General features: G+C 35.3%; 22 protein-coding genes. 1 reads left to right on the top strand and 21 read right to left on the bottom strand.

Features of this window, described 5'->3' with window-relative positions; genetic code table 11:
• Positions 1 to 112 precede the first annotated feature (112 nt).
• Positions 113 to 2146 (top strand): M13 family metallopeptidase, encoded by a 2034-nt coding sequence (locus tag ACGE0T_RS05790; protein WP_459189586.1) that lies wholly within the window; start codon positions 113 to 115, stop codon positions 2144 to 2146.
• 206 nt (positions 2147 to 2352) lie between these two features.
• On the opposite strand, the gene rfbB is transcribed toward ACGE0T_RS05790, so the two are convergent.
• The 21 genes from rfbB to ACGE0T_RS05685 all read right to left on the bottom strand — a co-directional run bounded on the left by rfbB (position 2353) and on the right by ACGE0T_RS05685 (position 26015).
• Entirely contained in the window at positions 2353 to 3423 is a 1071-nt protein-coding gene (gene rfbB / locus ACGE0T_RS05785; RefSeq protein ID WP_459189585.1) for a dTDP-glucose 4,6-dehydratase, read from the bottom strand.
• A 27-nt stretch (positions 3424 to 3450) separates the two neighbouring features.
• Positions 3451 to 4308 (bottom strand): dTDP-4-dehydrorhamnose reductase, encoded by an 858-nt coding sequence (gene rfbD / locus ACGE0T_RS05780; protein WP_459190425.1) that lies wholly within the window; start codon positions 4306 to 4308, stop codon positions 3451 to 3453.
• Positions 4308 to 4880 carry a dTDP-4-dehydrorhamnose 3,5-epimerase gene (gene rfbC / locus ACGE0T_RS05775; protein WP_459189584.1) on the bottom strand — a complete coding sequence of 191 codons (573 nt, stop codon included), beginning with the start codon at positions 4878 to 4880 and terminating at the stop codon, positions 4308 to 4310. The genes rfbD and rfbC overlap by 1 nt, the downstream gene beginning before the upstream one ends.
• Before the next feature lie 3 nt (positions 4881 to 4883).
• A complete protein-coding gene (gene rfbA / locus ACGE0T_RS05770; protein ID WP_459189583.1) occupies positions 4884 to 5789 on the bottom strand; it encodes a glucose-1-phosphate thymidylyltransferase RfbA in 906 nt (301 codons plus the stop codon).
• 446 nt (positions 5790 to 6235) lie between these two features.
• The gene (locus tag ACGE0T_RS05765; RefSeq protein WP_459189582.1) at positions 6236 to 7366 is read right to left on the bottom strand and encodes a DUF1972 domain-containing protein; all 1131 of its coding nucleotides are present in this window, start codon (positions 7364 to 7366) and stop codon (positions 6236 to 6238) included.
• Between the two features lie 3 nt (positions 7367 to 7369).
• Positions 7370 to 8419, bottom strand: coding sequence for a glycoside hydrolase family 99-like domain-containing protein (locus tag ACGE0T_RS05760; protein ID WP_459189581.1), 1050 nt, complete (start codon positions 8417 to 8419; stop codon positions 7370 to 7372).
• Positions 8416 to 9324: a glycosyltransferase family 2 protein gene (locus ACGE0T_RS05755; protein ID WP_459189580.1), complete on the bottom strand. Its 909-nt coding sequence runs from the start codon at positions 9322 to 9324 to the stop codon at positions 8416 to 8418. Before ACGE0T_RS05755 ends, ACGE0T_RS05760 begins: the two co-directional genes overlap by 4 nt.
• 13 nt (positions 9325 to 9337) lie before the next feature.
• Entirely contained in the window at positions 9338 to 10462 is a 1125-nt protein-coding gene (locus tag ACGE0T_RS05750) for a polysaccharide pyruvyl transferase family protein (RefSeq protein ID WP_459189579.1), read from the bottom strand.
• Positions 10463 to 10488: 26 nt separating this feature from the next.
• Positions 10489 to 11412: a glycosyltransferase family 2 protein gene (locus ACGE0T_RS05745; protein WP_459189578.1), complete on the bottom strand. Its 924-nt coding sequence runs from the start codon at positions 11410 to 11412 to the stop codon at positions 10489 to 10491.
• A 6-nt stretch (positions 11413 to 11418) separates the two neighbouring features.
• Positions 11419 to 12510 (bottom strand): glycosyltransferase WbsX family protein, encoded by a 1092-nt coding sequence (locus ACGE0T_RS05740; protein WP_459189577.1) that lies wholly within the window; start codon positions 12508 to 12510, stop codon positions 11419 to 11421.
• Positions 12488 to 13738 (bottom strand): O-antigen ligase family protein, encoded by a 1251-nt coding sequence (locus ACGE0T_RS05735; RefSeq protein WP_459189576.1) that lies wholly within the window; start codon positions 13736 to 13738, stop codon positions 12488 to 12490. The genes ACGE0T_RS05740 and ACGE0T_RS05735 overlap by 23 nt, the downstream gene beginning before the upstream one ends.
• A 118-nt stretch (positions 13739 to 13856) precedes the next feature.
• Entirely contained in the window at positions 13857 to 15008 is a 1152-nt protein-coding gene (locus ACGE0T_RS05730; RefSeq protein WP_459189575.1) for a polysaccharide pyruvyl transferase family protein, read from the bottom strand.
• A 58-nt stretch (positions 15009 to 15066) separates the two neighbouring features.
• Positions 15067 to 16806: a thiamine pyrophosphate-binding protein gene (locus tag ACGE0T_RS05725; RefSeq protein WP_459189574.1), complete on the bottom strand. Its 1740-nt coding sequence runs from the start codon at positions 16804 to 16806 to the stop codon at positions 15067 to 15069.
• 3 nt (positions 16807 to 16809) lie between these two features.
• Entirely contained in the window at positions 16810 to 18282 is a 1473-nt protein-coding gene (locus ACGE0T_RS05720; protein ID WP_459189573.1) for an MATE family efflux transporter, read from the bottom strand.
• Between the two features lie 75 nt (positions 18283 to 18357).
• Positions 18358 to 19224, bottom strand: coding sequence for an SDR family NAD(P)-dependent oxidoreductase (locus ACGE0T_RS05715; RefSeq protein ID WP_459189572.1), 867 nt, complete (start codon positions 19222 to 19224; stop codon positions 18358 to 18360).
• Between the two features lie 176 nt (positions 19225 to 19400).
• Positions 19401 to 20615 carry a Coenzyme F420 hydrogenase/dehydrogenase, beta subunit C-terminal domain gene (locus tag ACGE0T_RS05710; protein ID WP_459189571.1) on the bottom strand — a complete coding sequence of 405 codons (1215 nt, stop codon included), beginning with the start codon at positions 20613 to 20615 and terminating at the stop codon, positions 19401 to 19403.
• A gap of 100 nt (positions 20616 to 20715) precedes the next feature.
• Positions 20716 to 20922: a hypothetical protein gene (locus ACGE0T_RS05705; protein ID WP_459189570.1), complete on the bottom strand. Its 207-nt coding sequence runs from the start codon at positions 20920 to 20922 to the stop codon at positions 20716 to 20718.
• Positions 20903 to 23308, bottom strand: a complete 2406-nt coding sequence (locus ACGE0T_RS05700; protein WP_459189569.1) for a GumC family protein — start codon at positions 23306 to 23308, stop codon at positions 20903 to 20905. Before ACGE0T_RS05700 ends, ACGE0T_RS05705 begins: the two co-directional genes overlap by 20 nt.
• 24 nt (positions 23309 to 23332) lie before the next feature.
• Positions 23333 to 24130 carry a polysaccharide biosynthesis/export family protein gene (locus ACGE0T_RS05695; protein WP_459190424.1) on the bottom strand — a complete coding sequence of 266 codons (798 nt, stop codon included), beginning with the start codon at positions 24128 to 24130 and terminating at the stop codon, positions 23333 to 23335.
• Between the two features lie 25 nt (positions 24131 to 24155).
• Positions 24156 to 24584 (bottom strand): BT0820 family HAD-type phosphatase, encoded by a 429-nt coding sequence (locus ACGE0T_RS05690; RefSeq protein ID WP_459189568.1) that lies wholly within the window; start codon positions 24582 to 24584, stop codon positions 24156 to 24158.
• Between the two features lie 27 nt (positions 24585 to 24611).
• Positions 24612 to 26015: an undecaprenyl-phosphate glucose phosphotransferase gene (locus tag ACGE0T_RS05685; protein ID WP_459189567.1), complete on the bottom strand. Its 1404-nt coding sequence runs from the start codon at positions 26013 to 26015 to the stop codon at positions 24612 to 24614.
• Positions 26016 to 26247 lie beyond the last annotated feature (232 nt).

The following is a 26247-nucleotide window of genomic DNA, read 5'->3' as shown; positions in this document are numbered from 1 at the left end:
GTCCAAAGGTTATCAAAATACCGAATAGATTATAACTTTAAGTTATGATATACAACATGTTCTTAATTATTATATCTTTGTGAAAGTTTATTACAAATTGAATAACAAATATATGAGAAAAACAAACTCTCTTTTTTGTTTTGCTTTGCAAATAGCCAAAATCCTGTTTGGTACGCAGCTACTTATACTGCTATTAACTGCTTGCAACGATGATTCCAGAAACTCAACTACCGATCCGCTGCCTTGGTCATATAGTGATGATATGGACGAAACAGTCTTACCGGGAAATGATTTTTATGAATATGCTTTAGGAGAATGGTTAGGAACGGCTACACTTCCCCCCGGACAAAATATTTATGGTATTAATGAGGAAGCTTATGATAAACAAATAGAAAATATTAAAAAGCTGCTTGATTCTACAAATGACCCTACTATTACTAAACTGCGACAAGACGGAACAAATAATCTGCTAACGGAACAAAACAGTATCAATGCTTTGAAAAAGCATTTACAATCAGTTCAAAATATATATTCGGAAGCAGATTTATTGAAAGCTATAGGAAAAATTATCAGCTTAGGATACAAACCATTCTTTTCTGTCACAGTAGCACCTATTAATGGAATTTTTGCACCTCGCCTAAATGCAGGGTACACCTTTTATTCGGATTCTTACTACTATCAACCGGGCAGCTCCCATATTAATATATATAAAGAATGGATTGCTTACTGCTTTCAAATGATAGGATACAGTAAAGAAGATGCTTATCGGAAAGCGGACAATGCCATCAATATTGAACGTTCGATTGCAATCTGTACAAATCCAGATTCTTACACTTTAAAATATTGGAGTGATGCCGATAACTACAGTCGTTTAAAGAAGTTGTCGCAAACAAACACAAAGGCTGCATCTTCTATCTGGGATGTTTTTATTGAAAGTATGGGATTAGACCCCCAACTCACAAAAATTTATGAACCTGCTATTCCCATTCTTGATATTATATCAGAGCAAGATACGGAAATATTAAAAGATTATATAGAAAATTGTATTATACAGAGTAATCGGGATTATTTACCGATGGAATTCCGTCAAAAAGAAGCTGTATTATTCTACAATGAAATTATGCCCGCAGATTCACTAATAAACAATGCTATAAAACAATTCATGACCTATCATACAAGTAAGCTGTATGTGGAAAAATATTTCGATCCTTCTTACAAACAGCGGGGTACAGAAATGGCCAATGAAATGAGAAACATATTTAAACGCCGCATAGAGAATCTGGACTGGATGAGTGGTACGACCAAAAGCAAAGCGATAGCAAAACTGGAAGCTATGAAATTTAATATCGGCTATCCTGATACATGGAATGAACTGGGTAGTCCCCGTTTAAGTGGGAACTGCCTATGTGCGGATATTATGCAGTGCAGAGAACAAAATTATAAATTCAACATCAGTATCTCCGGGAAATCCATTAAAGAAGGCTCTTGGGATTTTGTAATTCCGAAAAACCCGTTATATATCGTAAATGCATTTTATTATCCACCTCTCAACTCCTTGATTATTCCTGCAGCAACCATGCTTCCTCCTGTTTATGATTTATCGGTTTCTGACGCTTTCAATTATGCAGCTCTCGGAGCTACAACCATCGGACACGAGATGACGCATGGTTTTGATAACAATGGCTCACGATTCAACCAGGACGGTGTAGTTGAAGACTGGTGGACGCTTGCTGACAAACTGGAATTTAAAAAGAGACAAGAAGCTTTTGTCGAATGTTTTAACTCTATGGAAGCATGGCCGGGATTACAAGCTGATGGCGAGAAGACACTTGGTGAAAATATTGCTGATTTGGGTGGTTTGGAAATAGCCCACCAAACTTTTATGGAGAAAAAAGCAAATGAGGGTTTCAAAGGCTCCGAACTGGAAGACCAAGAAAAGAAATTTTATCTGTCATTCGCCCAAGCCTGGAAAGCTATTTATACACAAGAACATGCGATTAAAGCAACCCAAACGGACGTGCACTCTTTACCCAAGCTCCGTGTTAATGGAATTGTGATTCATACGGATGCATGGTATAATGCATTTGATGTACAGTGGGGTGATAAATTGTTTATACAGGAAGATATGCGTACACATATCTGGTAAAAAAAGATAAGGGAAAAGGATACATTCTTTCTGTGAAGTATCCTCTTCCCTTAATTTTTAAACCAATTTGAACAAATAAAAGAACGTTCGAGATATCACATCCCAAACGTTCCAAACATAACTTTTTGTATTATGTAATACTAAAGGGTAAGGTTTTGGTAATATCTTATTTCCAAAAGGAAGTTGTATTTTAAAGAGAGTGTGATCTATTTATACATGTTATCATAATATTTTTGATAATCTCCGGATGTAATATTGTCCATCCAAGCCTGATTATCCAAATACCATTTTACCGTTTTCTCAATGCCTTCTTCAAACTGAAGACTGGGTTCCCATCCCAATTCATTTTTCAGCTTGCTGGAATCTATAGCATAACGTAAATCATGTCCTTTACGATCTGTTATATAGGTAACCAAATCTAAAGAATAGCCTTCCGGATTTCCTAACAGACGATCCACGGTTTTAATTATAACTTTTATCAGGTCTATATTTTTCCATTCATTAAAACCACCTATATTGTATGTATCCGCCGTCCTGCCCTGATGAAAAATGAGATCAATGGCACGAGCATGATCCACCACATACAGCCAGTCGCGTACATTCTCTCCTTTACCATATACCGGTAACGGTTTTCCATGACGTATATTGTTGATAAAAAGTGGAATCAGTTTTTCAGGAAACTGGTAGGGGCCATAATTGTTAGAGCAGTTCGTCACGATAGTCGGCATACCATACGTGTCATGAAAGGCCCGAACAAAGTGGTCACTTCCCGCTTTACTTGCAGAGTACGGACTATGAGGCTGGTATTTAGTCTCCTCCGTAAAGAAAGTTCCGTCAAAATCCAACGCTCCATATACTTCATCGGTAGAGATATGATAGAAACGTTTCCCCTCATACTTTTCCGGCAGGGATTCCCAATACAGTTTGGCAGCTTGAAGCAGCGTCAGTGTGCCCATCACATTGGTTTGTGCAAAAGTGAACGGGTCCTTGATACTTCTGTCCACATGGCTTTCAGCGGCAAGATGGATGATGCCGTCTACTTGGTATCGCATCAACAGTTCTTGAATAGTTTCGAAATCACAAATATCCACCTTAACAAAGGTATAATTCGGTTTGTCTTCTATATCTTTCAGATTCGTCAGATTACCAGCATAAGTCAGTTTATCCAGATTTATAATACGATATTCTGGATACTTGTTTACAAAAAGACGTACCACATGGCTACCGATAAAGCCTGCACCACCGGTTATAATTATGTTGCGTTTGAATGAATCCATATTTTTCAATTTTACTATATGTAGTTATTATTCGGCTTTCAATTCGAGAATACATTTTTTCAGCGAGTCTTTCCAATACGGGATCTTAATACCGAAAGTGTCCTTCACTTTTGTTTTATCCAGCACCGAGAAATGAGGACGTTCCACCTTACAGGGAAACTCGTCACTGTAACAGGGCTGTATATCGCAACTATTACCACTCAAATCACAGATTTCTCTGGCAAAATCATACCATGAACATACCCCTTCATTACTGAAATGATAGATACCCTGATGATCCAGTAATTTCTCTTCGATTATTTTATAGATCACAGCGGCAAGATCTCCGGCATAAGTAGGAGTGCCAACTTGGTCAAAAACCACTTTTAACGAATTCTTCGTGCCGGTCAATTGTCGCATGGTCTTTACGAAGTTCTTCCCGAAAGGCGAGTAGAGCCAGGCTGTGCGGAAAATGATATATTTACATCCTGACTTTACCAAAGCTTGCTCACCCGCCAATTTCGTCTTTCCATAGACACCCAACGGATCAGTTTCCCAAGTTTCACGACAAGGAATGTTTTTATCTCCTCGGAACACGTAGTCCGTAGATACATGAATTAACGTTGCATCTATCTCCCGAGCAGCAACAGCCAGATTCTCCACAGCTTTGTTATTCAGCAAATCTGCCATGGCAAAGTCATCCTCCGCCCTGTCTACATTTGTATAAGCGGCACAATTTACAATCACATCCACATGTTTCTCTATCAACATATTACGAACAGCTGCCATATCTGTGATATCCAGTTCATTTACATCTGTAAAGAGATAACGGTTCCGGCTTTCCAGCGACACTCTGCGCATCTCATTGCCAAGCTGACCATTGGCACCTGTAACAAGTATATTCATCATTCGTAAAGATTAATATTGTAATCAAACGGAGAGTCATAATCTTTCAACAAAGGATGTTTCAAATCCTTCTCACTCAGGATAGCCTCGACAACAGGTATCTTCCAGTCAATACTAAGGTTTTCATCGCGCAGTTGAATACCACCCTCGGCTTGTGGTACATAGAAATTATCACATTTATATTGGAAAACTGCAGTCTCACTTAATACTGCAAAACCATGGGCAAATCCACGAGGGATAAAGAACTGGAGATGATTTTCTTCAGTTAGTTCCACCGCAATATGCTGCCCGAAAGTAGGGCTACCCTTCCGGATGTCTACTGCCACATCAAGTACGGCACCTCTTACACAACGCACCAGCTTACTCTGTGTAAACGGTGGACATTGAAAATGCAAACCGCGCATCACACCATACGATGACATACTCTCATTATCCTGTACAAAATTGACAGGCATCACCTTTTCATTGAACTCTCGTTGGGAAAAGGATTCAAAGAAATACCCTCTTCCATCTTTAAAGATGCGCGGTTCAATAACCACCACACCTTCTATTCCTGTTTTTATAACCTCCATATTTCAATCCAAATTTTCTTTACCTGTACGTTTCACTTCATCAATAACTTTAAGCAGATACTGACCGTATTGGTTCTTCAGCATCGGCTTGGCAAGATCACGCATCTTGTCTGCCGTTATCCACCCCTTACGATAAGCGATTCCTTCCAAACAAGCAACTTTCAAGCCCTGACGTTTTTCAATGACTTCTATATAAGTCGAAGCTTCTGCCAATGAATCATGCGTTCCCGTGTCCAACCAAGCGAAACCACGTCCTAACGTTTGTACTTTTAATTCACGATCTTCCAAGAAACGCTGATTCACTGTCGTTATTTCCAGTTCGCCACGTGCGGAAGGCTTAATATTCCCGGCAACTTCCACAACTTTATTGGGATAAAAATAGAGGCCCACCACTGCATAATTTGATTTCGGCTGCCTCGGTTTTTCTTCGATACTCAAACAATTACCTTCCACATCAAATTCTGCCACACCATAACGTTCCGGATCGTTCACCCAGTAGCCAAACACTGTAGCTTTCAGTTCTTCTTCCGCTGTGCGTACGGCATCACGCAACAGGGTGCTGAATCCATTTCCGTGAAAAATATTATCCCCCAATACCAGACATACAGAATCATTACCAATGAACTTCTCACCAATGATAAATGCCTGTGCAAGGCCATCAGGAGAAGGCTGTTCGGCATACTCAAACTTTACACCGTAATCCGATCCGTCTCCCAAAAGGCGCTTGAAGCCCGGCAGATCATAGGGGGTGGAAATAATCAGAATCTCACGGATACCAGCCAGCATCAAGACCGAAATGGGATAATAAATCATCGGTTTGTCAAAAATAGGAAGAAGCTGCTTGCTTACTCCCTTAGTGATAGGATACAGACGAGTACCGCTACCACCGGCAAGAACTATTCCTTTCATATTAATAAATATAGTATTAGCTATTTTAAATGCACTTTAAATATCAATCCACCTGACGGAAGCACCGAACAAGAATGTCTTATCCCGTTGCATATCAACAGTAGGCATGTACAGAAGTCCGATAGTTCCATCTACATAATATATACTGAGAAAAACTTTCCTGCCATATCATACACAGCAGAAATACAAATAAAAATTTCTTCATTTAAAACGAAAGGATAGAAAAATAGCAGTCAAGCTAATTCCTTTTCAAATTTATCACGATAAATATTGTAGTTTAAAGAACGATACCCAGAAAACAATTTCTTTAGATAATATCAATTGGCAAAATGTACACTTACCAAACAACACCATTAGAATAAATGCTGTTTCTTCTTGTATAGAAGTTGTTTATAAATATTTTTAGCTAAACTATCCATAATAATATTATGAACAAAGATAGCAATTCATTGTTTCTGAGAAAGTAACCAATAAAAATATTTTTCGTGTTTATCTATCAGATTTTCCCATGAGTACTCGTTCTGAATCTCTCGCAAATTGTTTTCAATAAACTTATTACGCCAAGCCCCATCCAACTCATAGATAGAATTCAGTAGCTTAGTAACAGTTTGAGAAGAAGCATAATAGTGGGCATTATCTTTCAACACTGCCCTGTTAAAGATATTATCATGTGCTAATATATAGCAACTTGACGCCATTGCCTCCAGCAAAGAAGGATTCGTACCACCCACACTATGCCCATGAAAATAAGCAAACGAATAATATCTGACCGAATTCAACTTTTTAAAATCATAAATTCCTCCTACAAAACGAATACCGGAATAAATACTATATTTTTCTACGAGGTATTTGCCATGACGGGTATTCGTTTTTCCAACTATAATAAGCTCTTTTTTACCTATCTCGTTTGATACCAAAAAGCCCTGTATAGCCATTTCAACATTATTTTCAGGTTCCAGACGTGCCACTAATAAATAGTATTTACGAGGCTGCAAACCAAATTCTGTCAATAACGATTCATCATAATCTTCATGGATATCTGCACCATAAGCCAAAAATTTACTCTCCTTATTATACTTCTCCTTATAATAATCATGAATCCCCATGTTATCAGCAATCAAATAATGGCTATGTCTCACAGTAGTACGTTCTTCCCAGAAAATGAATTTCTGTACCCACTTGTTAAACTTAGTACGCTTATATTCCAAACCATCCATATTAGTTGTAAATATAGGATATTTAATCTTCTTCACATTAAACCAAATATAAGCAGGTACAATACTCGTATAACCAGCTTCGTAAATGATATCAAAATATTCTTTTTTTAATGCATCCTTCAGTGATGCAAAATCATAGAAAAAGCTCCCTAGCGAACTACCCATCCAAGTTTCTGGACTATAGATATGCTTGACACGTACCCCTTTATAAATATCCTGCTTATAAGGATGAAAATGAGGAGAATAAACAACAACTTCATGCCCACGTGCCGCTAACCCTACTGAAATATATTCGGCAAACTGTTCAAAGCCCCCATAGTTATTTGGGATGCCACGGGTACTGATAAATGCTATTTTCATAATCTAACGCATTACTTCTTTTATCATTTTCAAATATTCACCTTTTGGGTCTCCTAGAGTAGGTGCTACATATCCACCCTCTCCATATTCATTCCAAGCATATATCAATATCATTTTAGGTTTACAACCTCTTTCATTCACAAATCGCACAGCATTTTTGAGATGCTGCTTAAAGAGTTTAGGCGACCTATTCACATAATAAAGAGATTTTTCTTGTTTCTCCCATGGCCGTTGATCCCATCCTGCCATCACCAATGGTATAATATTGTACTCTTCAGGATAAGTGTACCAAGTTACTTCTGTATTCTTCACTAAAATTTCATACTCTTTTCTATAAGTATATCCTGGCTCACGTTCACGAATATTATACCACGAATTTGCACTATATTTCTTACTCTTATCATTACAGGATATCGAAAACAGGCCTGCATAATTTTTAGCTTTTAAGTGGTCATTCATTTGGATAAGCGATGGAGCAGCCGCTTTGGCATTAAAGAATGCCACTACAGGTTTATTTTCAATTTTAAGATATTGACTATCTTGAAAATATGTATCCGCCATATAATCCATTGCTTTCAACCAATTTTCCTCTCCTTCTATCCGAGCTCCCTGGTGATTGGCTATTAATAAAGCGAATTTCATTTTATGCTTATTGCGAGCTTTCATAAAGAGCTTTAAACTAGTATGCGATGCATGATTTTCTATACTTTTAATATCCATCTCACCCTTATCTTTTTTCCAATACCAGCAAAACAGGAAAAAAGTAATGCCATTTTGGGAAGCAATATCTATTTGACGCTCCATTATAGCTAAATCATCATTTCTCCACCCCCAAATTGGTTGACGTTCGTTATAATCATTATATAGCTTCTCTGTCAGATGAGTGGGGGCTTCTTGTGCCCATAGTTCTTGAGAATTATTTTTTCCGGACCAACCGTCAAAATAGTAGGCACCAATCATAGGAATAGTATTGTCTTGTGCCCAACCGTTCTGCGGACATACTATAAATTCTAATACTATAAGAAAAAACAGACAGAATATCTTAGCCTTCATCTTTTATTTTTTAATTTTCGACAGAGCAATCTAAAAGGAACACCTAAAACTGAAATTAAAACAAGCCAATAAGCATAAGGAGGATAATTTTTCTTCAAGTTGTCTCTAAAACCCGTATCATCAAATGTTTCTATTCGAATAATGTATTTATTAAAAAGTAAAGACGGAAGAAACTGTACCATAATTCCAAATAATATGTGTTTTTTACATTTCGTTGAAATATGCCCTTTCTTACAACATTCATCCAGCAACGAAGGATACTCAATTGTAAATGCCTCAAATTTATTATGTCCCCCTCGTTTAGGTATTCTTTGTACATCAAATAATAGGTTATCATTTATACAAAACAATTTTGCCTGATGCTGAGTAAGAAACAAGGAAGTGTGAGGAAACAATTTATTTAACTTCAGATTTTTGTCTATCTTATCAAATTCTGATTTCCATATATTAAACCCATTGCTCCATGAAGACCAATATGAGAGGTTGTACATAAAATCATTAAAATTAGAATAGATTTGACTTTTACGACTTCCCAATAATCCATTTGTATAAAAGATTAAAGTCTTATTTTCTATATTACTCTTTATCTCGGAAATAATTTTACTCAGACTCCCTTTTCTAAATAAAGTTTGGCTGTTATGCAGTTTTAAAAATTCTCCTTGTGCATAAGTCAACACATAATAAGAATTCATGAATCCTTCGCAATTGGTATAAAAATATCTCAGATTAGGGTACTTAAATTCTTCTGTCAATACTTTAATTGCCTGATTAGAATCATTATCTGATATAATAACTTCATACTTTTCTAATGGAGCATCAGCATTATCTATAAAAATACTTTTCAAAGTTTTCCTAACGTATTCCACTCGTCCATAACAAGGAATACAGATTGATAAAAGAGTCATATAAACGATCTTTTTAGTTAGTTTTCAATACAGAATCCAAGAATTGCTTAGAATAGTTTTTCTCTTCCTCTATTAATAAATTCACTTTATTAAAGTCATAATTTAAATGATGTTTTTCTATATCAATATTTTCCGTAATAAAGCGATCCTTTAAATCTACAGAACGCAGCAGGCTCTCCATTCTTGAATTTAAGCTAATACCCTTTAGCCCAAATACATAAAAAGGTTTATTAAAATAAACAGCAAAAGCGGTTCCATGAAACGAATTAGACAAGAACATACTACAATTATAAATTAAGGAAAGAAAATCCTGTGGTCCTACCTTAGTAAAATTCTTATCCGCATACAATCGAGGCAATGCATCATTAATAGAATAAATCTTCCAACCTTTTTTCCTTTTAAAATATAAAGCGACACGCTTCATCAAGTCGCTCCCTTCAAAGTCATAAATTAATATATAATCCTTTTCTGAGCCTTTATGCATAAATGTCTCCCAATAACTTCTATCAAGAAGAAAGATTGGATCCAATACTTTTACACCATTTTTTATACCCAATGATTTCAGGATGTCTACTCCTTGATATTCTCTTACTGAGATATGATCCATTTTAGACAACATTCCTTTTACAAATCCTTTATCTGCGTCAGGAACGTATTCTACAGAAAAACTAGCAGCATACGACACTCGTTTAGTTTGTGATAAAGCAAAATCAATATAATAACTGCGATCTTTGCCATTGGGAAATAAAGGATTCCATATTTGATCACTCCCGGCTATAATAATATCAGCACAAGGAGGAGCCATCTCCAATTCTTCAATAGTCTGATAGGTCTTATCGGTTAATTTCAAATAATTCTTAGTAAATTCATCAAAGCATTTTTTACGTCCTAGTGAAAATCTTAAATAAGACCATTTAGCTATACGAAACATCCATCTTGTTATAAAAAGACTATTCAATTTATCATATTTTTTACTTGTAAATGATTTCCAATCATATTTTTTACATAAGTAACTGGGACGATAATCAATAATTTCTACCTCATGCCCTAATTCTTCTAGATAATGCTGTAAAGCATAAGCTTGCAATGATGCACCAAAATTATATACATTATGACAAGTAATTGTTAGTATTTTCATAACTTAAAAAATTGTATAAGAATTGTTTAAAATAAACTTATCAGTTTTGTATATATGCGATAAAGAATAAACAAATATTCATTTAATATGGGATGGGAACATTTTGGTTTCCATAGATCATATATATGACCTTTTACTTGTGAATTCTCATAGCCCTTTACATGCCCAATTAACCACATATAATAACCATGAGTTAAATGCTCCCTAAATCCATATAAATATCCATGTGATTTTAAATAATCATATATTTTCAATGATTCTATAAATCCTAAACCAGATTTCGCAGCATTTGAGGTTACTTTTTTATTATGCTGTCTAAAATAGTTATGTGCTTCCCTTAAATGTATTACTCGACCGTGTTCTGCCAAATAAATCCAGAACAAACGATCTCCTCCAGCTTTAAAAGTAGTATAATCTAACTTACATTTACCCAATGCCTCTTTCGAGAAAATAGCAGAACTAGCATTTAATATGGCATTTCCCATCATCATATGTTTCATGATAAAAGCTTCCCCTCCTAATATTTGAACGCCTTTCTTTCTTATTTTTTTTATGTAATGTCCCTTTTCATCAACTAAATGGGAACTAGTATATACTATGGAAGTTAAAGAATGTTTTCGTATTTGTGTTAGTAATAATTCTAACAGATTCAAATCACAATAATCATCACTCTCTGCAATCCATATATAATCTCCTTTTGCCAATTCAAATCCTTTGTTCCATTGCTTAAACGTACTTCCCGAATTTTCGCTATTTAAAACAATATTTGAAATATGTGGGTTATCTTTATAAGACAAGATGATATCCTTACTATTATCCGTCGAACAATCATCTAAGATAATGACCTCAAATGAAGTATATGTTTGATTTAATACAGAGTCAATTCGCTGTTTCAAATACTTTGCATGGTTATAATTAGGTATAATCACTGTCACTAATGGCATTTTCATAAAACACTACCCTTTACTTGTTTCATTTATTGCTTCTTTTGTAACTTCCAAATATCGTCTTCCCCATTTTTGATCAGGTTCTAAATGATTACCTTCTGCCCATTCGTTCCATGCATTGATAAAAACCAAATTTTCTTCTTTACTAAAAGGCTTAAAACGAGATAAAGTATCTTTCAACCACATCTTAAACAAATCGGGAGTACTCCCCACAAAAGCCATATAGGGAGGTTTTTTACGTCGAGGAGAATTATCCCAACCCGGTGAGACACATGGATAACATTTATAATTCGCCATTGGTTTTTTCATTCGATATTTTACATACGAAGCATAACTAAAATGCTTATTAAACCATTGATATTTTCCTTTAAATAAATGATTCATTATTCTAAATGGAAGATTTCGCCACCATGCATTAAATTCCCCCATTAACAAAGGCTGAAAATCCATTGCAGCATCAAAGCCACAGTCAAGATATTTAGGACCAAAATCCAGTTCATTCTCCACTCGGATTAAATATAGTTCTATTCCATACTCCTCTTTTGCAACTTTACGCCACACATCAATTGTATGTTTCATATTTGGAAAAAAATTAGAACGATATATAGCAAATACTGGTTTCCCATCTATGCATATATACCTAGTATCTTTAAAAACTTCACCACATAAATAACGCATATGTTCTATATCATCCTCCTCTGAATAATGCTGCTCTATAAGAATGTTACGAAATTTACCATCCCAATTTCTACTCCAATTTTCATTAGCCCAGCAAAGCATAAAAGGGAAATCCGGCTGTCCACTCGCTAAAATTTCTTTAACAGGACGCTCCATTAATTGCTTTCCATTAAACCAATAATGATAATAACAAAAGCCATAAATAGCATATTCATGAGCCATATTGGCCTGCATATTCCTTGCTTCAGGCAAACGCAAATCATAAAACCCTGTATCGGACGGTAAATGAGGCTGATAATGTCTTAAAAAACGAGGTTTTGCTTTCGTCACATTCGTCCACTCTGTAAATCCTTTACCCCACCATTCATCATTTTCTTTAAATGGATGATATTGAGGTAGATTAATTGCAATTACTCTTTTCATATTCATTTTGTTTATATCGCAGACAATTGTTATTAATCATTCGACCACAGCATATCCAAAAAAATACAGTATGAATACCCTGATTGCTAAGAGGGTTTGCTCCAATCATTGCTATTAAATAAAAAACAGATACACCTATTTCAAAAATATTTAGTTTAATATTCTTCACTCCATTAATAATTAAATATACAAAAATAATTATGTATCCAATAAAACCAAAATATCCTGTCTCATGTAATGTTTGTATATATTGACAATCAGTAATTGCTAATTTATTTTGCTGATATGCTAAATGAGAATAACGACCAATTCCATCTCCCCAAAATTTCACAGGAATATTTTGAAAATCTTTATACAAACCTAATCGTTCATTCAAGAAAGAAGTATTATTAGAATCTACAGAAACAATTTTATTAATCATAAAAACAATTCGGTCTTCATCCAAAATATTAAATAATACATATAAAACAGCAATAAACAAAACAATAATAGAAATATTTAGTGCTCTTCTGAATTTCTTATATTGATATTTTGATTTCGAACAAAAGGAATATATATAAAAAAACACCGTTGAAAGAACTATAAATAATAAAGGAGCTCTTTGTTGAGTAAGCACAACGATTAAAAATAAAAAAAAGATGATTAGTACATCTTGTTTTCTCACACTCCCCATAAACATCATATATAATTTATAATGATATAACAAAGCACAACCATAACTTACCCAATAAGGATACTGCCAAAAAGCAGAAAGGCGTGTCATTTCAAGAATACGACTTTCACTGGAAAACTCGGTTGTTGATTGTAATTTCCATACCATATACCAACTTGGTTGTACTAAATACAAATACAATCCAATTAATGAAACTGTTATAATAGGTATTTGCATTTTATCAAAAAACTTCCAGTCAGCAAACCATTCACTTTTCCCAATAAAGAAGAATATAGTTAATAATATTTGATATCTAAGCCCATAATATAATAAATCTGAAGAATAGTTATTGAGTGCACTTGAAATAGATATACATAACAAAAATAACAATAACAGAATATCTATTTTCTGCATCTTCTTTATTGAAGATGAAAAAAAAATATAAAGTCCAGACAAAAGTAAAATAAGATCTAATTTTAGCAATATACCGATTCCTAACATATTCCCAAATCCAGCAAGAGCTGTTAGCAAGAAATAATTATAAATTATATATCGAGCAATTATATCTAATTTCATAAGTAATTATTACAGTATTAGTTGCAAATAACATCCACATCGTTTTAATTTATATTCACACTTGATTATAGAAGCTATGATTACAAAAAAACTTCAACAATATTATATTATTTATATTTTATTTTTTTATTTCAATAATATTCCAAGCATTTTCCTTATATTTATCAATCTTCATTTTCAACTTATTTCTTAATTCATTTTCATTATTTGATAGAAATAAGAACGCACTAATTAAATCCCCTTTTTTTGTTTTTAAACTATTTACAACCGTATTTTGAGGCATATCTAAATCCTTAGCTATCCCCTTTGATTTAATAGAATATCCGAGCGCTATTGCAGGTGTACAAGTTGAATAGGCAGAAATAACAGAATGAGTACGTGCACCAATAAAGCAACTGCACCTTGAAATAACAAATCTGATTTGGCAATAATTCAAATTACTACTATCAAGGATGGAAATTCTATCCGAATGATATTTTTCCTTGATTAAATTACTGATGATACGATCATCTTGCCCTTTCCATAACACATGAGGTATAAGTAATATCTGATTATCAGTATTTTGAAGAATGTGCTTTATCAGACCGTCCACTTCTTTTGCAAATTCTGATTTTAAAGCAAATCCCCCCATAACATAGTTACTTAAATTAATTCCTACAACTTGCCCTAACGAAAAGCATTCAGGAAGCTTGCACTTTATAGGCTCAAGCACAAAAGCAGGATCTGGATAAACCACGACATTATTGATATTATAATTCTCCAAAACCTCTTGTGTTAATGTTTCACGGGCATAAATAAACGAAAACTGTTTCAAAGCTTTTAACTTGCGAGGGGTAATATTATTTTCTCCAATAGAGCATCCCCATAAAATAGAACGAATACCACGTTTATATAGATAATCGACTGTATAAACCACCTGATTCTCTTGGTAACACATCATGTCTCCTCCTGTGGAAAGCATTATGTCATCTTCTTTTAATTGATTCAAAAATGACATATATTCATAATGATAAGAAAATTGCTTACGCTTCCACTCGTCTGACTCTACCATACCATATAGTTTATTATTAATACGGAACATCAGATTACGTGATCGCATGGGATGCAAAGTCACAAACTCATCTACCTTTAAACGATGATCAAGTTCTATATTTGTACAGAGACCTATCAAATTTTCTTTTTTCTCTTTTAAAATTAAGGCAGTACCCTTCGCAATCGCTTCACAACCGCGATTGCCACCATTCAGGTGTATTGGAAAGTAGTATTTCATACTTGAGGATATATATTTAGTATTATAATATTATTTTTTCAAAATAGCAACATTCAAATCATCTAATACTTACATTCTTTATCACATCTACAATAGAGTTTCCCAGTATATTCTTAAGACTATTTTTCAACTTGTTTTTTGAAGAGATTTCAATTTCCATCATTTTTTTTAGAGCTTCATTTTCTGCTTCAACTTGTGTAAATATTTCAAAGACTATGGGTTTATCCATTATTTCAGAAGAAACAAAATATTTATACTCTCTCCAAAATTCCTCCTTGTTCGAAGCCGCAATATATTCAAATCCTAGATCTTCTACATAATGCTTTACCAAAGTTGAAGATTGATTACCAAAATGACCTGCGGCAGATATATATTTACTAATTCCATTTACATAAATGCAGTTCAATTGTTTAGACAAATGAAATTCCGCACCAAGAGAATTATTTATGAGTAATATTCGAATATTCTTGCCAATATGACGATTTCCCAAAATATTTATATCATAGAAAAAAGAAAGATCGCCAACTACCCCAAAATACAGTTTGTTTAAATTTACCAATGATGCTCCTACCAAAGAAGACATATTACCATCTATACCAAAGCCTCCCTGATTACAATATACTTCAATAGTTGAATCGAAAGTGAAATAGCCCCAAGAGCGAAGTGGACTTAGAATACCTAAATGCAAAGTTGAATTCTGTGGCAATTTATCAAATAATTTGGAAGCTACCCATATATGTGAAAAAGGTAACTCCGGAAGTTTTTTCTCTATACGATTTATTGCCTCTCTACACGATTTAATATAACTATCATCTCCTTTATTTCCTTCGCTTTCCTTTATATAATATTCAAAAAATATTTGTTCAGGCATTTCAAACACATTACTCAGCACTTTGTATCTATCTGCTAATTTTCCATCTTCACATACGCGCCATACGTCTTTAGGTCTTACAATGCCAGCTGTATCCGACATCATACCTATGTGAATAAGCAAATCCATTTTTTTGTTTTCATCTTCTATTTTTTGCAAAGCTACGAGTTCGTATGCTACACGATATTTTCCATAATAATTCGCCGTTGGATCAGTAAAAACCACTGCATTATATATTTCACAAAACTTATCAACCACTTTTGTAAAATTATCCGTCCAACGTCCATGAGATCCAACATATATTGCAATTTTCCCTTTAGGTAGTTCAGGCAGATTACTACCTAACATATATCGCATCATTTTTTTAGCTTTAGGCAGTTCCTTTATCTTAAAATTACGACTATAACGAGTGGTTAAATTAATATGTACAGGTCCAAAACCATGATGGTTTAGTTCCAATATTGCTTTGTTCGCATTCAAGGTAACATTCCATTCATCATCTTCATCTTTTACCGTTTGAAGATGTACGCTGAACTTCACAATATCATGCGGCTGTACACTGCGATCAATTACCTGCGGTATCAAATTCCCTATTTTAGACTTTTCTTGGGTAGAAGTTACCGATAATATAGGTAACCCACGATAATACGCTTCCGTTAAGGCAGAGAAATAATTTCTAGATGCAGTTGCTCCCGTACAACTCAATACTACGGGTTCTAACGTCTCTGCAGCTAATCCACAGGCCATATAGGCCGCAGATCGTTCATCCACACAAGAATATATTTCAAAATAGGAGTCTTGTTGTAAACTACCAACAAAAGTCACATTCGTAGAACCGGGAGAAGCTACAATTCGCTTAATACCATGTGATTTGAGCAAAGCTATCAATATCTGAACATTTCGTTCATCGGTATAATATTGTTCCATAATTTATTTATGCATTTTTTTAATTATCAACTGGACCTTGTTAACCACTATTGTTCGCTCAGACCGTTCTAACCCCAATAGAAGTATACATACCAAAATAGATAACACGCTTACGACCGAAATTAACAAGAAACGAAAGATACTTGCTTCCATCATGAGATACAGAATGCTTGGAATAATGAAAACCGTAATAGTTACTAGAATGATACGGACAAAAACTTCTTGATAATACATCTGCACCGGAAATTCCAACAAATCCTTAAGAACATACAACTTCACAAAAATAATCACTATATATACACCTATGAAGGTCAAATAAGCCATATATGCAGGAAATCCGCAAGCAAATAATCCCCATGAAATAAAAAAGACACTAGCACCAATTGTACCTACCCACAGATAGTAACGCTTTACTTGTCCTGTGGCCCAACAAGCATTAGCTGTAGAATTTCCCAAAAGATCAAACATTGCCCCTATTAATGTTAACCGCAAAAATAAAGAAGTATACGGAGGAACTTCTTTCAACCATAATTTCAATATAGTCTCTGCCTCAAACATAAATGGAACGACAAAAAAAAGCATGAGAAAGTAGGAGTATTTGGCACCTCTACAGACTAATTTAAACATATAATCCTTATTGCCTGCCGCATACGATTTAGTAATCTGAGGATTCAAAGCCGTTGTAAAACTATTCACAAACTGTTTCACCACCCCTTCCACTTGAGTAGCAATTCCACGGGCAGCATTTATTGTCACACCAAAGAATATATTCGTTATGATATTTACACCCTGTGTATTAAACAGATAGGCTCCTGTCCCCATTAAGTTCCAACCAGCAAAACTTGACATTTCTTTCAACATTCTCTTATCCAAAATCATGTGATAATGGCATTCAGCAAAATGTTGTTTACAATATATACCATATACAATTCTAATTATTAGACCAACGGCAGCAAACAAAATGGAATAGGTTATAAGTTTATCAAATGGAGAGATATACAGCATATAGACTATTACCAACTTCAACATCACTTCCAATATACTGATATATGCAAATATGTCCATGCATTCGTGGGCAATAATGGACGCATTGTATGGAATGCTCACTAGATTGAAAACAAATCCAAGAATCGCAAACTGGAACACCCAATTGGCTGCAATCATTCGCGCTTCGGGGACATTCAATTGAGTGTTTAAAAACCATACTCCAATAGTCTCAGCTAAGATTACCACGAAAAGCGACATCAACAATTGCACATTTACACACGTAGAAAAAATCTTTTTCAATTTCTCTGCATCTCCACTACCTAATTCGTAAGTTAGAAAACGACTGATAGCTGCACCTAAAGAACCTGAAAAAAAAGAAAACATCGTTACAAATCCGGCCACTACATTATTTACTCCGTAATCTTCTATCCCCAATGTAGCTAATATCACACGACTAGTGAACAAACTCACCGACATCGTGAATATCATGCGAAAATATAATAACAGTGTGTTTTTAGCTATTCTTTTATTGTTCTCACTATTTATATTCGTCATTGTTGTGTCCTAAAATGAGTACTTCACATCGTCTAAAGTAACAAGCCCCGATCCCCCTGTCATATAAACAATGTCACCTATAATTGAACGTCCCATATCACTGACTAAAAATACAGCCATATTTGCAATTTCTTCAGGCATAGTAAGTCGGCCTAAAGAATTTGTGGGAAAAGTGATATTATCTGCCTCCTTTTTTATGATCATTTGCGTAGCTGTAGGTCCAGGAGCTATCCCATTAACAGTTATACCATAGGGTGCAAAATTCTTACCTAAACCGAGCGTCAATCCTCTAATTCCCCATTTCGTTAGTGTATATGCCGATACAGCCGGTCTCAAACTTGAAGAAGAAGCTATATTCAATATATTTCCAGCAACTCCTTTCTCTTTCCAAGATTCACCGAAGAATTTAGAAAGAAAAAAGACTCCTTTTAAATTCGTATTTAGGATTTGGTCGTATTCTTCTTCTGTCACATTCTTTATATCACCACCTAAGACACCAGCATTATTCACTAAAATATCTATATTACCTCTAATTTTCTCTGAAATTCTATCAATGTGAACCGAAAAAGACGAGACATCTCTATTATCCATACATATACTATAAACCAGCCCTGTCGTGCCTGCCTGTTTCAACTCCTCACAAGCGAAAACCAAACGTTCGTTCGTTCGACCTGTAATAACAACATCTGCACCACTTTGTAAAAAAGCCTTAGCTATTGCTCTACCTATACCTGCCGTTCCACCTGTAATAAGTGCTGTACGCCCTTTTAGAAGCTCATTAGGTGCCAATGTAACGATATTGGCTGTGATATGATTTATTGGTTCCCCTGTAAGGATATACTTTACACCTCGTTTTATATAATTTTTTATCGACATATTTTTTCTATATCTAGACTAACTGCTATTTTTTTAATTAAATAAAAACAAGCCATTACGTAATAGATTTATATTTTTACTTTATGTTATTTCTACCTGATAGTCTTGTAATGCAAAAATTTATAATGATATACCATAGATTATATACAGATAACAAATAATTGTACATATCATCATTACCTCCCTATTTTTTTCAACGCATTCTTTATTGTTCTCATCGGATGTTTTAATCTGTTCTTCACTTTCCTCCATTTCAAAGCAACCGATAATTTTGCATATATCTGATTTATATCCAAATCATCCCTTTGAAGTAAAGTTCTCATCTTTTCATAAAGTCCATCACGTATTAGCATTTCTTTCATTTGTCCTTCAGCTACAACATCGAAGGAATGTTCTACAATTTCTAAGTTACACTCATGTAATAATTCCCATCCTTTTTGTGTGAAAGCAACAGCAGCACTTACTCCATCTTCATTATATTGATATATTTTCCCCCACAAATCACCAATGCGAATATCTGCAGCTGAACGATCATATTTAAATTTACATTTCTCATAACAGGCTTTTCCCAAGCAAGTATCACTCAAAAACAAACGATAAAAAACATCACCTTGAGAAAGGCGAGAATTATACTTGCTCTTTTTTTCTATTGTTAATAAATCCGAAGAATTACTCATATTATTTTTCTCATTGTATGTCTCACTGTTTATAACCATCGCATACGAATCATGCCAACCAGTCAATTTATTGCGCCACCACACGTAGGTGACTTTGCCTATCGCTCTCTCCACTTTCTTAATGTACTTGTTCCACATTAACATAGAAGGAACGCCATGACAAAAAAAGTCCATCAATACGAAATTTTCTTCTTTCTTAAATTTTCGAACATAACGGCGAAAAGAATCTATTTGACAGGGAGTGCCTGTCACCAAATATTTCTGTTTCCGGTCTATGGCCTTGAAGCCATCCACCGTATAACTTTGAATATATTTACTTCCAATAGAAGGGATTAGTTCCTCCACTGTAGAAGCAATATAATGCTCTGCACGATTTATTTCTGCATTATATCGAACACCACAAACTCCATATCCTTTGTTTATCAGAGCACGCCCAACTTCAAAACTAACACCACCAGAAGAACATTTTCTTCTAACATTCTTATCTTTACTCCAAGCTGCGAAACTATGTACGGCCGAATTATGTAACGTAAGATCTTCGTGAAGATAAGAACAAACATCACAACACAATTCGCAATCTGTACATTTTAAAATGTCTAAAATAGAAGGTTCATAAAAACCCGATTCATTTAAGATAATTTCTATTATATTTTGTGGACATGCAGTGGCACAAACACCACATCCATAACAATCTTTTACGAATCCAATATTCATCGAATAACTTATAATATGATTAAAGTCTCCCAAACAGCATCAGTCATCTGATTTTTAGCCTAATAAACTTAATATTTTTTATGCAGAAATAACTGTCATTTTAGTAGCTACCTTCCATATGAAAACTACCATCACAGCTACATACATCATTCGAATGAAGTTTCACTGCCAATCCGATTTTAAAGTCAATTTTAATATTGGCACTAATTTCTTCACCAATTCTTATTATTTTACCAATCATAAGTTCATTTCTTTTATAAAGTTTTACAGTTCTTACTATATCCCTTTCACTCGTTACCGTAACCATATCCATAGCCATATTTATGCCCATAACCATACTTCTGGCCATAGCCATACCCATATCCACTCTTTCGAGATGTCAAATCTATTCCATTAATAACCGTAGCCAGCTTATTAAACTTCTTCTGGTCACGAAGCACATTAATATATTGATATCCAAGTTTAGGAGTCACATCTGCACGACAAACATACACACACATATCCGCTACACGACCTATAATAGCTGTATCCGTCACCATTCCAATCGGAGCCGTATCCAAAATCACATAATCATAATGTTCTTTTAACTGATCAATCGCTTTATCAAGCACATCACGTGCCACTAACTCAGTAGGATTCGGAGGAATAGGACCTCCTGGCAAAATATCCAAGTTCTTACTGATATCTGATTTTTGAATCATATCAAATAAACTGACATTGTCCGGATCACTTAAGTAATTTGTAATACCTTCTACTTTACGGGATAAATTAAAAACTTTATTCAAACCGGGTTTTCGAATATCCATACCTACGATTATCACCTTTTTACCCAAATAAGCCAAACTAACTGCCATATTACCTGCAACAAATGATTTTCCTTCACCCGGTTGAGTCGATGAAAAAAGAATAACCTTTTCATCTTTCCCCAACATAAAAAGTAAGTTTGTACGAAGACCACGGAATGTTTCCTCCATCATATCATTCTTATTCTCACGAATCACTATAGCACCTTGTTCTTCCATCTTTGTCACTAAAGGAAGTTCTCCCAATATAGATACATCCGTTATCTTTTCTACATCCTCACGGTTTTCTATCTTATATTTTAATAAATCATGCAAATAAACAATGCCTATAGGGATTCCTAAACCTAAAACCAAAGCGGCTAACATAAATATCTTTTTCTTAGGAGATACAGGATATTTATCAGGTAAAGGTTCTTCTATAATACGTCCGTTATTTGCAGTAGCAGCCAATGTGATGGCATTCTCTTCCCGTTTCTGTAACAACATAATATAAAGTGTTGCCTTTATTTCCTGTTGCCGGGAGATTGTCATAAACTCCTTTTCTTGCTTCGGAGCATTACTGATACGTCCCTCAAATTTATTTGCTTGCCTGTCTATATCCGCTTTTGCGATCTGCAGTCCTTTCAGTACGCTGTTTACTGTTGTCTGTACGTTATGACGCATTGCCTCAATTCCCGTATTCAGGTTAATTACAGCAGGGTTACTTTCTGATGAAGTACGAAGCAAACGTTTGCGCTCTATCAACATCGTATTATACTGGTCTATAACAGATGTCAGGTTCTGATCCTGTAAACCAACATTCGCTGGTATCACTTCTTCCACATTCGCAGGATTGTTGATGTATTCACGCAAGAACTTCACTAAACTAATCTGCGTAGAATTTTCTGTACGTTGCCGTTCATATTTTGAGTTTTCCTGTAATGCCATCTGGGCATCACTCGTCAAATCAGTTAAGCCTGAACGTTGCTTGAAATCTGCCAATTCACTCTCCGTACTACCCAGCTCCTGATTAATGATACCTATGCGTTCTTCTATAAATTCTGCTGTCTTTTGGGCAACCTCGTTCTTTTCATCATTCGCATCCTGATTATAAAAGGCTATCAAACGATTTATAAAATCAATTCCACGCTCCTTTACGGTATTCTGTAAACTCAGTTTTGCGATAGTCGTTGTTTTAGAGGTTGGTTCTACTGTTAAATTCTCGATGTAATCTCCCGCAGTTCGGGTCGGAGAATCCACATAAGCTACTAAATTGATATCATCATCTAAAACAGGAACTGAATCATTTTGAGTAAAACTAAATACACCAACCGGAGTTGGAAAAATAGCAGGGAGCATATCAAATGTTTTCTCTATTGTTTCTTCCTCTTCATCAATTACATATTCCACTTCTACTGATAATTTCCCTTCTTTAGTATACTCCATCCAAATTTTAGAAACTTCTTCCAATTTATCAGCTTCTTCAGGGGACATATATACATTAACGGGAGAACTTTTATAAAGAGGCAGGTTATAAGCAAACACACGGTCTTCTGCTATACTGATATATAACCCCAAATCACAAATAACTTTCTTAATCAAAGTACGTGAACGTAAGATTTCCACTTCATTATCAAAGTTACTCGTCATAGAAAACATCCCCAAATCCTGAATAGCGGACATTGGATTATTACTTCCTCCCCCCTTTTTATCTTCCTCCTTAATCAAAACAGAAGAAGTTATATTATAAACAGGAGCTTGATAACGTAAATAAATATAGCATCCTATACAACATATAAGCACACTTGCCACAAACCAGGGCCAGTAAGCCATGTATTTAAAAAATAGGGCATAAAGATCTACACTTTCCTCTACATTCTGATCATTTCCTGTATTTTGACCGTTAATCATAATCTCTTATTTTTCGCTTTTGACTTATCTGAATATGGTTACTAACAAACTGGCTATGGATACCAAAATGGATGTGGCACTGAACCAAAGGGTCGTACTGTTGCCGATATCGGAGTTCTTTGCCTTTGTCTTGTTCGGTGTCACATAAATAATATCATTCTGCTTTAGGCAATAATACGGAGATATTATAAAGTCCGCATCGTTCAAATTCAGGTTGATAATCTCACGTTTGCCATTCGCATCCTCACGAATCAATTTCACATTGTCACGGATTCCATAAACAGTCATATCACCTGCCATGGCTAATGCCTCCAAGACATTCACTTTTTCATTACTCACGGTAAAACTGCCCGGACGGGCTACCTCTCCCAATACGGATATTTTATAGTTTGACAAACGGACTGTTACTATCGGGGTCTCCTTTAAATAAGGTTTCAACTTTTCACGAATCAGGTCTTCCGCCTGGTTCTTCGTTAAGCCACCGACAAGCAATCGACCTATCACAGGAAAATCAATCTCTCCCTGATTATTTACAAGGTATTGTTGTAAAGTGGGCTGTGTTGTCGTATTAATATTCGTAAGAGCTGCATTTAACGGGGTCTGTACTGTCAGATTAAATGGTGCAGCAGCTTGCGGGTCTGTTGTATTGATGGTTATACTTAATAAGTCCTTAGGCATTATCTTTGCATCATACATCGGAAGTTCCTTGCCGTAATTATTTACAACCTCCGGATTCTGCAGATAAGGGACACTTTTATAAGATGTACAGCTGGTTACCAATACTGTAAACAATCCCAACAGTAGTAGTTTCTTTATCTTCATAATTTCCTGTTCGTATTTATTTTCTTTACTTGAATAAGCGGGCAAAAAAGCCTTTTTCTTTCTCCGGTTCATAATCTCCTTCGTATTTCCGCATCAAATCCTCATACGATAATTTCTTACTGACCATCTCATAGATAGTGCCCCAATCGGGGAGTCCACCCAGATTACGATCGTCTATAAACAAGTCTACTTTGAGTTTTCGTGAAAAATGATTGTTCTGTCCTTTCTCCTCTTCCGGGTAATCACGGTTCACCGCATAAAATTCCAATCCGCGTTCACGGCAAAAGACCAATGCCTCTTCCAACAAACGCCCTTCACGCACTGTCCACAATATCAATTTGTGACGGTCATCCCTTAATTTCTTTAATGTTTCGATGGCAAATGGAAGCTCCCTGCCTATTGCGGGATATTTATGTTCCACTATTGTTCCATCGAAATCTACCGCTATTATCATATTTTCTTCTCTTGTTATTATATATTTTCAGTATGCTTTTTCTTCTCCTTTAAATGCATTTGCTATCGTTTTATAGATAATCACCAAGTCCAACCAAAAACTCCAGTGCTCGATATACCAGATATCCCCCTTTACACGCCCTTCCATCTGGCATAATTCTTTCGTCTCTCCACGGAACCCCGTCACCTGAGACCACCCTGTTATACCGGGTTTTACAAAATGACGGACCATATATTTATCGATTAAGGTAGAATACTCCTCCGTATGTTTTACCATATGCGGACGCGGACCGACTACAGACATATGACCCAGCAGTACGTTTATAAACTGCGGAGTCTCATCCAAATTCGAACGGCGAAGAAAATTACCAAACTTGGTTTTACGCGGATCGTTTTTCGTACACTGAAGTTTATCGGCATCCTGATTTACTTTCATTGAACGAAACTTGATACAATAAAATTCCTTATCATTCAAACCATTACGTTTCTGAAGAAAAAATACCGGACCGGGCATTGTCAGTTTGATACCTATCGACACAAACAAAAAGATAAAAGGGAACAGCGTACAAAGGAACAATACAGAAAAAAGGATGTCGAATGTACGTTTAACAACCCGGTTCTCCGTATGCCTTAACGGGTCACGCCGCAAACTAAGTACCGGGACGCTGCCTATCAAAGTCATGTACATCCGGTTCTGCAAATAGTTACGGACATTCGGGACACTGAAAAAATGAACCAGATGGTTCTCGCAATAATCGATAATAGCGATGATCGTTGAACGGTCCTGTGACGGAAGGCAACAATACAACTGTTCAATAAACGGATGTTTGGATAAATACACCTCTACCTTATCCGGTGTACCCAAGTAAGGGCAAGTTTCCGGAAAATCCGTATTCGGTTCATAATCAAAATAACCATGTACACGATAACCGGATGTAGAATCATCCGTCAGTTCATGGTATAGCTCTTTATTATTATCTGTACTGCCTACCAACACAGCATGGCGAAGGTTGCCTCCCAGATGCCTGTATTCTTTGATAAGCCAACGGAAAAACAGGTGATATCCACTGATTGCCAAGAATAAAGAGCTTACATAAACCAGATAAAAAAGGGAAAACACATGGGCAAAATTGCCTATCTCCAACACTATCCCGACCAATACGGAAAAAAAGAACACATTACAAAAAACACGCCTTAATATCTGATAGGCATAAACACGGCGTCTATACACAACGATCCCTCCACGCACAAAAAATGCGAGGTAACAAAGGCTGATTATCAAAAGTATTTGGGGGAGTGTGAGGCGTAATTCCAAATGTTTGCCCAGACTGGAAAAAAGTAGGCAGAACAACGAATTAACAATCAAAAGGTCACCGAGTAGAATCAGGACTTTTATAATCTGGTTATATCGGTTTATCTGAAGAGTTTCCATGTTTTTTCAAATAAGTAGCCCACTCCTATATATAAAGAGCGGCACAAGGCGTAAGTAAGAGTTTAATCGACTGGATATGAAACAACAGAACTTTCAGCTCCTGTTAATAAAAAATAGTAGAGATTTTCTCTATAAAGCCGATGCAAATGAATGCTGAGGGTACCACAAATAGTACAAACTAATAAAATCCTGATTTTCACCATCTAAGAGTATTGTTATTTATTCACAAAAA

The organism is Parabacteroides sp. APC149_11_2_Y6 (genome assembly GCF_054506995.1).
Note: the sequence above shows the minus strand (reverse complement) of the source record. Positions and strands in the feature narration are given on the sequence as shown.

Bases quoted from the DNA above. Each gene is read 5' to 3' on its own strand.
- ACGE0T_RS05760 (WP_459189581.1), bottom strand. From the start codon at position 8,419: ATGAAGGCTAAGATATTCTGTCTGTTTTTTCTTATAGTATTAGAATTT.
- ACGE0T_RS05700 (WP_459189569.1), bottom strand. From the start codon at position 23,308: ATGATTAACGGTCAAAATACAGGAAATGATCAGAATGTAGAGGAAAGT.
- ACGE0T_RS05720 (WP_459189573.1), bottom strand. From the start codon at position 18,282: ATGATATTCACGATGTCGGTGAGTTTGTTCACTAGTCGTGTGATATTA.
- ACGE0T_RS05710 (WP_459189571.1), bottom strand. From the start codon at position 20,615: ATGAATATTGGATTCGTAAAAGATTGTTATGGATGTGGTGTTTGTGCC.
- ACGE0T_RS05755 (WP_459189580.1), bottom strand. From the start codon at position 9,324: ATGACTCTTTTATCAATCTGTATTCCTTGTTATGGACGAGTGGAATAC.
- ACGE0T_RS05705 (WP_459189570.1), bottom strand. From the start codon at position 20,922: ATGGTTACGGTAACGAGTGAAAGGGATATAGTAAGAACTGTAAAACTT.
- ACGE0T_RS05790 (WP_459189586.1), top strand. From the start codon at position 113: ATGAGAAAAACAAACTCTCTTTTTTGTTTTGCTTTGCAAATAGCCAAA.
- rfbC (WP_459189584.1), bottom strand. From the start codon at position 4,880: ATGGAGGTTATAAAAACAGGAATAGAAGGTGTGGTGGTTATTGAACCG.
- rfbA (WP_459189583.1), bottom strand. From the start codon at position 5,789: ATGAAAGGAATAGTTCTTGCCGGTGGTAGCGGTACTCGTCTGTATCCT.
- ACGE0T_RS05745 (WP_459189578.1), bottom strand. From the start codon at position 11,412: ATGAAAATGCCATTAGTGACAGTGATTATACCTAATTATAACCATGCA.
- rfbD (WP_459190425.1), bottom strand. From the start codon at position 4,308: ATGAATATACTTGTTACAGGTGCCAATGGTCAGCTTGGCAATGAGATG.
- ACGE0T_RS05695 (WP_459190424.1), bottom strand. From the start codon at position 24,130: ATGAAGATAAAGAAACTACTACTGTTGGGATTGTTTACAGTATTGGTA.
- ACGE0T_RS05690 (WP_459189568.1), bottom strand. From the start codon at position 24,584: ATGATAATAGCGGTAGATTTCGATGGAACAATAGTGGAACATAAATAT.
- ACGE0T_RS05685 (WP_459189567.1), bottom strand. From the start codon at position 26,015: ATGGAAACTCTTCAGATAAACCGATATAACCAGATTATAAAAGTCCTG.
- ACGE0T_RS05750 (WP_459189579.1), bottom strand. From the start codon at position 10,462: ATGAAAATACTAACAATTACTTGTCATAATGTATATAATTTTGGTGCA.
- ACGE0T_RS05735 (WP_459189576.1), bottom strand. From the start codon at position 13,738: ATGAAATTAGATATAATTGCTCGATATATAATTTATAATTATTTCTTG.
- ACGE0T_RS05725 (WP_459189574.1), bottom strand. From the start codon at position 16,806: ATGGAACAATATTATACCGATGAACGAAATGTTCAGATATTGATAGCT.
- ACGE0T_RS05765 (WP_459189582.1), bottom strand. From the start codon at position 7,366: ATGAAAATAGCATTTATCAGTACCCGTGGCATCCCAAATAACTATGGG.
- ACGE0T_RS05715 (WP_459189572.1), bottom strand. From the start codon at position 19,224: ATGTCGATAAAAAATTATATAAAACGAGGTGTAAAGTATATCCTTACA.
- rfbB (WP_459189585.1), bottom strand. From the start codon at position 3,423: ATGGATTCATTCAAACGCAACATAATTATAACCGGTGGTGCAGGCTTT.
- ACGE0T_RS05740 (WP_459189577.1), bottom strand. From the start codon at position 12,510: ATGAAAAGAGTAATTGCAATTAATCTACCTCAATATCATCCATTTAAA.
- ACGE0T_RS05730 (WP_459189575.1), bottom strand. From the start codon at position 15,008: ATGAAATACTACTTTCCAATACACCTGAATGGTGGCAATCGCGGTTGT.